At 68.6% G+C, this 5281-nt stretch carries 9 protein-coding genes; 4 read left to right on the top strand and 5 right to left on the bottom strand.

Annotated elements, in window-relative coordinates:
- The 3 genes from ACY0I8_RS16085 to ACY0I8_RS16075 all read right to left on the bottom strand — a co-directional run.
- A partial coding sequence (locus ACY0I8_RS16085; protein ID WP_461395549.1) for an ATP-binding protein occupies nucleotides 1-1195 on the bottom strand: 1195 nt, incomplete at its 3' end.
- 112 nt (nucleotides 1196-1307) lie between these two features.
- The gene (locus ACY0I8_RS16080) at nucleotides 1308-1739 is read right to left on the bottom strand and encodes a putative toxin-antitoxin system toxin component, PIN family (protein ID WP_461395548.1); all 432 of its coding nucleotides are present in this window, start codon (nucleotides 1737-1739) and stop codon (nucleotides 1308-1310) included.
- 3 nt (nucleotides 1740-1742) lie between these two features.
- On the bottom strand, nucleotides 1743-2075 hold the full coding sequence (locus ACY0I8_RS16075) for a type II toxin-antitoxin system Phd/YefM family antitoxin (RefSeq protein WP_461395547.1): 333 nt from the start codon (nucleotides 2073-2075) through the stop codon (nucleotides 1743-1745).
- A gap of 185 nt (nucleotides 2076-2260) precedes the next feature.
- On the opposite strand from ACY0I8_RS16075, the gene ACY0I8_RS16070 reads away from it, so the two are divergent.
- Complete coding sequence (locus tag ACY0I8_RS16070) at nucleotides 2261-2722, top strand: pyridoxamine 5'-phosphate oxidase family protein (protein WP_461395546.1); 462 nt, start codon at nucleotides 2261-2263, stop codon at nucleotides 2720-2722.
- Nucleotides 2723-3121: 399 nt separating this feature from the next.
- A complete protein-coding gene (locus ACY0I8_RS16065) occupies nucleotides 3122-3409 on the top strand; it encodes a GNAT family N-acetyltransferase (protein ID WP_461395545.1) in 288 nt (95 codons plus the stop codon).
- Nucleotides 3410-3455: 46 nt separating this feature from the next.
- On the opposite strand, the gene ACY0I8_RS16060 is transcribed toward ACY0I8_RS16065, so the two are convergent.
- Nucleotides 3456-3842, bottom strand: a complete 387-nt coding sequence (locus ACY0I8_RS16060) for a type II toxin-antitoxin system VapC family toxin (protein ID WP_461395544.1) — start codon at nucleotides 3840-3842, stop codon at nucleotides 3456-3458.
- Nucleotides 3827-4081 (bottom strand): type II toxin-antitoxin system Phd/YefM family antitoxin, encoded by a 255-nt coding sequence (locus tag ACY0I8_RS16055; protein WP_461395543.1) that lies wholly within the window; start codon nucleotides 4079-4081, stop codon nucleotides 3827-3829. Before ACY0I8_RS16055 ends, ACY0I8_RS16060 begins: the two co-directional genes overlap by 16 nt.
- Nucleotides 4082-4291: 210 nt before the next feature.
- Here ACY0I8_RS16055 and gatC point away from each other — a divergent pair, with 210 nt between their 5' ends.
- Complete coding sequence (gene gatC / locus ACY0I8_RS16050; protein ID WP_459940934.1) at nucleotides 4292-4582, top strand: Asp-tRNA(Asn)/Glu-tRNA(Gln) amidotransferase subunit GatC; 291 nt, start codon at nucleotides 4292-4294, stop codon at nucleotides 4580-4582.
- A 13-nt stretch (nucleotides 4583-4595) separates the two neighbouring features.
- The coding region (locus ACY0I8_RS16045; protein ID WP_461395542.1) for an amidase at nucleotides 4596-5281 on the top strand (686 nt) is incomplete at its 3' end.

Below are 5281 nucleotides of genomic sequence, written 5' to 3'. Positions count from 1 at the left end.
CGAACCACGGGAGCACCACGACGCCGGAGCGCCGGAACGCCTGGTCGCCGCCGTAGAACAGGGCCGCCGGCCCGTCGGGGTCGCCGGAGAGGGTCCGCCAGTAGCGAAGGTTAGAGAAGAACTCCGGGGTGACGGTCTGGCCGGATTTGATCTCCACCGGAATCCGGTGCGACCCGAGATCGACGAAAAGGTCGATCTCGTGACCGGCTGCGTCGCGCCAGTAGGAGAGGCTCGGCTGCTCCCCCCTGTGGAGGAACGCCTTGAGGAACTCGCTCACCACAAAGGCTTCGAACACCGCTCCCCGCTCCGCCCGGTGAAAGAGCTCTTCGGGGGTCCGGATCCGAAGCAGGTAGCACAGCAGCCCCGTGTCCAGGAAATAGAGCTTGGGGCTTTTGATCAACCGTTTCCCGAAGTTCTCGTGGTGGGGACGAAGCAGCGCCACCAGAAAGCTCGCCTCCAGCACCGAGAGCCATCGCCGCGCCGTCGAGTGCGTGACCCCGGCGTCGGACGCCAGTGCCGAGAGGTTCAGCAACTGCCCCGTTCGCCCGGCACAAAGGCGGACGAAGCGGCCGAAGGTTTCCAGGTCTCCCACGTTGACCACGGTTCGCACGTCGCGTTCGATGTACGTCTGGTAGTAGCTCGCGAGCCACTCCCGCGGGTCGACTCCCGTAGCGTGGATCCGCGGGTAAAACCCGGTGTACAGGGTCTCGAACAGCCCCCGGGGGGGCGCCGGCAGGCGATGGGCCGGGACATCCCTGCCCAGGGTGTCGAACGAAGGCGGCTCCGCGCCCAGGAGTTCCGCCAGGGAGAACGGCAAGAGGTGGAGCACGGCGCACCGTCCCGCCAGCGACTGGGAGATCCGCTCGAGCGGCAGGAAATTGTGGGATCCCGTCAGCACGAAGCGCCCGTTCGCGTCGGGGGTCTCGTCGACCAGGACCTGGATGTACGAGAACAGCTCCGGGGCCCGTTGCACCTCGTCGAGGATCACCGGCCCGGGGAACTGCGCCAGGAACCCCCGCGGATCCTCGATGGCAAACGTCCGCTGGTCGGGGAGCTCCAGCGAGACGTACGCGTGCTCGGGGAACGCCGCGCGAACCAGGGTGGTCTTTCCCGACTGGCGCGGGCCGGTGAAGCTGACCACCGGGGACCTTTCGGCGGCGCGGACGAGCCTCGAGGCGAGCGTGCGCGGGATCATGGCGGCTCCGTGACGATTGAATATTCGATATTCAATCATCACCACCGGGAGCTCGCGGCAAGCCGAAGGGGGGCTCAACGACGAATGGAGACGGGTCCCCGGGCCCCGCGGTTTACGGCGAACGGAGGACCTCGGCGAATTGGGCCGGGCTCAGGATCCGGCAGGGGGCTACGCCGGAAAGGGCCAAGAGGTCGCGGTCGCCGGTGACAAGCGCGTCCGCGCGGGCCACAACGGCGTGGGCGAGGAGGTAGTCGTCTTTCGGATCGCGCACCACGCGGGGGATGGGTTCGGGGATGGGGGGCAAAAGCTCGGAGCAACCGCGGAGGATATCAGCAAACCGCTGCCACACCTCGGGAGAAATCCGGCTTGCGAGGTAGGCCTTCCGCCGAATCACGACGGACAGTTCCTCCAGGAGTTCTTCGGGAAGAAGGATCGTGTATTGACCGAGGATGCCCGCCTCGACCACGAACTCGACCTCCCCCCCTCCCCTCCTCGCCAAGAGGTAACTCACAAACAGGTTTGCGTCGATCAAGGCGCGGAGCACGGCTCACGGCCCCCGGAAGCGCACTTTCCCTTTCTCTTCGAGACTGCTCACGGCCTCCCGAACGAGGTCGTCAGCCAACCGGTTGCGGTCTTCGGGCGAAAGATCAACCGCCCGGCTCCCCACCGCGTCGGCAAGGGCCCGAAGTTCCTCTAGGGCCCTGTGTCGTTCCACGTCGTCTCGCGCCCGCTTCAACTCCTGGTACTCCTCGAACGACAGCAGGACGGCCCGGGGGCGTCCCCGCCTCTCGATCACCACCCCCTCGCGGTGCTCGCTGACCCAGCGCAGGAGCTCCCCGAACCGGATTTTCGCGGCGGTGGCGGAAACCGTGGTGCCCATGGGTAACCCTCTATTTGGTTATTCTAATGATCAATTCCCCGATCATTCTCCCCGATTCTTCCCCGACCGTCGTCCCCAGTCAAGCAAAACCCCGTGACAACCCGGCGGGCGGGGATCGGCCCCGGCGGGCCGTTGTGGTACCCTCCGGCCTCCGGTTCTCCCACGCGAAAAGAGGAGGGAGCGCGGTGCGGCGAAGGGAACGGGAGGTCACGGACCCGGCCGAGATCGAGGCGATCCTTCGAGAAGCCACGGTGTGTCGGCTGGGGCTCCGGTGGGGCGAGGAGGTGTACGTGGTGCCCCTGAGCTTCGGGTACGAGCCCGGACGGCTCTACTTTCACGGCGCATTCGAGGGGCTCAAGATGGAACTCCTTCGGGCTGAGCCCCGGGTCTGCTTCGAGGTGGACCTGGTGGACGGGGTCCGGCGGGAGGGGCCTCCGTGTTCCTGGGGGTTCCGGTACCGGAGCGTGATCGGCTGGGGCCGGGTGGCGGTGGTAGAGAGTCCGGAGGAAAAACGCCGCGGCCTTGCGGCCATCGTGCGCCAGTTCGGGGGGCCGGCCGAGGGGGTGGGGTTCCCCGATGCCGCGGTGGCGGCCACGGCGGTGCTCCGGCTCGACATCGAGAGGATGACCGCGAAGCGGGCCGGATGAGGCTGGGCGGCTGGGCGGCTGGGCGGCTGGGCGGCTGGGCGGCTGGGCGGCGATACCGCCACTGAAATTAGAGGGTTACACGAATTTTTTCCGCCCCTCCCTCCGCGGCCGGAAACCGTTGACCGACGACCGGTGACCGATGACCGAAGTCTTGGAGGACTCGCGCATGATCGAGGGGTTCGAGATCCGCGAGGTGCGGCCCGGGGAGTACGAGGCCCTGGGCCGGTTGCTCGTCGAGGTGTACGCGGCGCTCCCCGGGTTTCCGCGGCCCGAGGACCAGCCCGAGTATTACGAGAAACTCCGGAACGTGGGGCGCATGAACGAGGAGCCCGACACCCGCGTGCTCGTGGCCGTGCCCCGGACGGCCGGATCGCGGGCGGGGTCGTCTATTTCGGCGACATGGCGCGCTACGGCTCGGGCGGCACGGCACCCCAGGAGAAGAACGCCTCGGGCATCCGGCTCCTCGGGGTGGACCCGGCCTTCCGGGGCCGGGGAATCGGCCGGGCGCTCACCGAGGCCTGCATCGCCCGGGCCCACGGCCAGGTGATCCTCCACACCACCCGGGCCATGGAGGCGGCCTGGCATATGCACGAGGGCATGGGGTTTCGGCGATCCCCCGACCTCGATTTCCTCCAGAAGGATCTCCCCGTGTTCGGGTTCCGGCTCCGGCTCACCCAACGGGGTTGACACGCCGGGCCGTCACCCCACGGCCGTAGGACGGCAACCGGCACGCCTATTGAAGGGCGTCCAGGACCTCCACGGGGTACCTCGGGATCGTGCGGTCGGCCGTGACGAGGACCAGGTCCTCCACCTGGGCCTGCGCGACAAGGATCCGATCGAACGGATCCCGATGAATCGGAGGGAGGGACGCAAGCCGCTCCGCGTGGGTGAATTCGATCGGGAGCGTCTCGAACCCCGCCTCGACGAGAACGGAGGCGAGCCCATCAGGCGCTTCCAACTTTCCCAGGCCCTTCTTGATTGCGATCTCCCACGCCGAGGCGGCGCTCACGTACACGGGGTTGCGGCCGTCGGAAATCGCGGCCCTCGCCCGTTTTCCCAACCGCGGATCATCCGCCAACCACCACAGGATGGCGTGGGTGTCCATCAGGAACCTTCGCACGACCCACCCTCGAACGCCCGGATGACGTCTTCCGGGGTCTCGTCGAAATCCGGGGCGATCCGGACCCTCCCCTTCAGCAGCCCCGGGACCCGGACGGCCCGCTCCTCCCGGTGGGGCACGAGATCCACGTAGGGCTCCCCCGCCCGGGCGATGACCACGCGATCCCCCTGCCGGGCCCTTCGGGCCAACTCCGAGAGTCGCGTCTTGGCCTCGTGCATATTCACCTGGATTCGCGCCATGGCCCTTCCTCCGCGCTCCATTTTGGTTAGCCAAGGTTAGCCCGGAGCATGCCGCCGGGCAAGCGGAACCGGAGGGGACTAGGCGCCCAAGGCCTCGCGGGGCCCGTTCCCTTCGGCAAGCGGAGTTGCTCCTTGCCCCCCGGCGAGGCGGCGTGCTAGGTTTCCGCGCTTGTCCAACCCGATGCGCACCTTGGGAAAAGGAGCGGTTCGATGGCGATCACCCGGGACCAGGTGCTCCACGTGGCCCAGTTGGCCCGGCTGGAGTTCGGCGACGACGAGATCGACGCCTTCACCGAGCAGCTTTCGGCCATCCTCGACTACGTGGCCAAACTCGACGAGCTCGACCTCGCGGACACCGAGCCCATGGCCCACGTGCACGACGCGGTGAACGCGTTTCGAGACGACGAGGTCCGGCCGTCCCTCGGCCAGGAGGCCGTGCTGGCGAACGCCCCAGAGGCCGAGGACGGGTGCTTCCGGGTGCCCAAGGTCATCGAGGCCTGAGGGGAGGCGCGCGATGGAACTTCTCGGCATGACGGTGCGGCGCCTCCGGGGGCTCCTCGACCGGGGCGAGGTGACGAGCGAGGAGATCACCCGAGCCTACCTCGACCGGATCGAGGCCCTGAACCCCAAGCTGAACGCCTACATCACGGTGACCCCGGAGCTCGCCCTGGAGATGGCCCGGGCGGCCGACGCCCGCATCCGGGCCGGCGAGGCGGGCCCGCTCACGGGGATCCCGGTGGGCCTCAAAGACCTCCTGGTCACCAAGGGGGTCCGGACCACCTGCGCCTCGCGGATCCTGGAGAACTTCGTGCCGCCCTACGACGGCACCGCCGTGGCCCGGCTGCGCGAGGCCGGGGCCGTGTTCCTCGGGAAACTCAACCTCGATGAGTTCGCCATGGGCTCGTCCAACGAGACCTCGGCCTTCGGCCCGGTGCGAAACCCCTGGGACCCCGAGCGGGTGCCCGGGGGCTCGAGCGGCGGCAGCGCCGCGGCCGTGGCGGCCGGGCTCGCTGCGGCCACCCTGGGCTCGGACACGGGCGGGTCGATCCGCCAACCCGCGGCCCTGTGCGGGGTGGTGGGCCTCAAGCCCACCTACGGCCGGGTGAGCCGGTACGGGCTCGTGGCCTTCGCCTCGAGCCTCGACCAGATCGGGCCGCTCACCTGGGACGTGGCCGACGCGGCCTGGCTGTTCCAGGCCAT

Source organism: Deferrisoma sp. (assembly GCF_054681715.1).
Note: the sequence above shows the minus strand (reverse complement) of the source record. Positions and strands in the feature narration are given on the sequence as shown.

Coding starts and splice junctions, on each gene's coding strand:
- ACY0I8_RS16075 (WP_461395547.1), bottom strand. CDS start 2,075: ATGGGCACCACGGTTTCCGCCACCGCCGCGAAAATCCGGTTCGGGGAG.
- ACY0I8_RS16065 (WP_461395545.1), top strand. CDS start 3,122: ATGGCGCGCTACGGCTCGGGCGGCACGGCACCCCAGGAGAAGAACGCC.
- ACY0I8_RS16055 (WP_461395543.1), bottom strand. CDS start 4,081: ATGGCGCGAATCCAGGTGAATATGCACGAGGCCAAGACGCGACTCTCG.
- gatC (WP_459940934.1), top strand. CDS start 4,292: ATGGCGATCACCCGGGACCAGGTGCTCCACGTGGCCCAGTTGGCCCGG.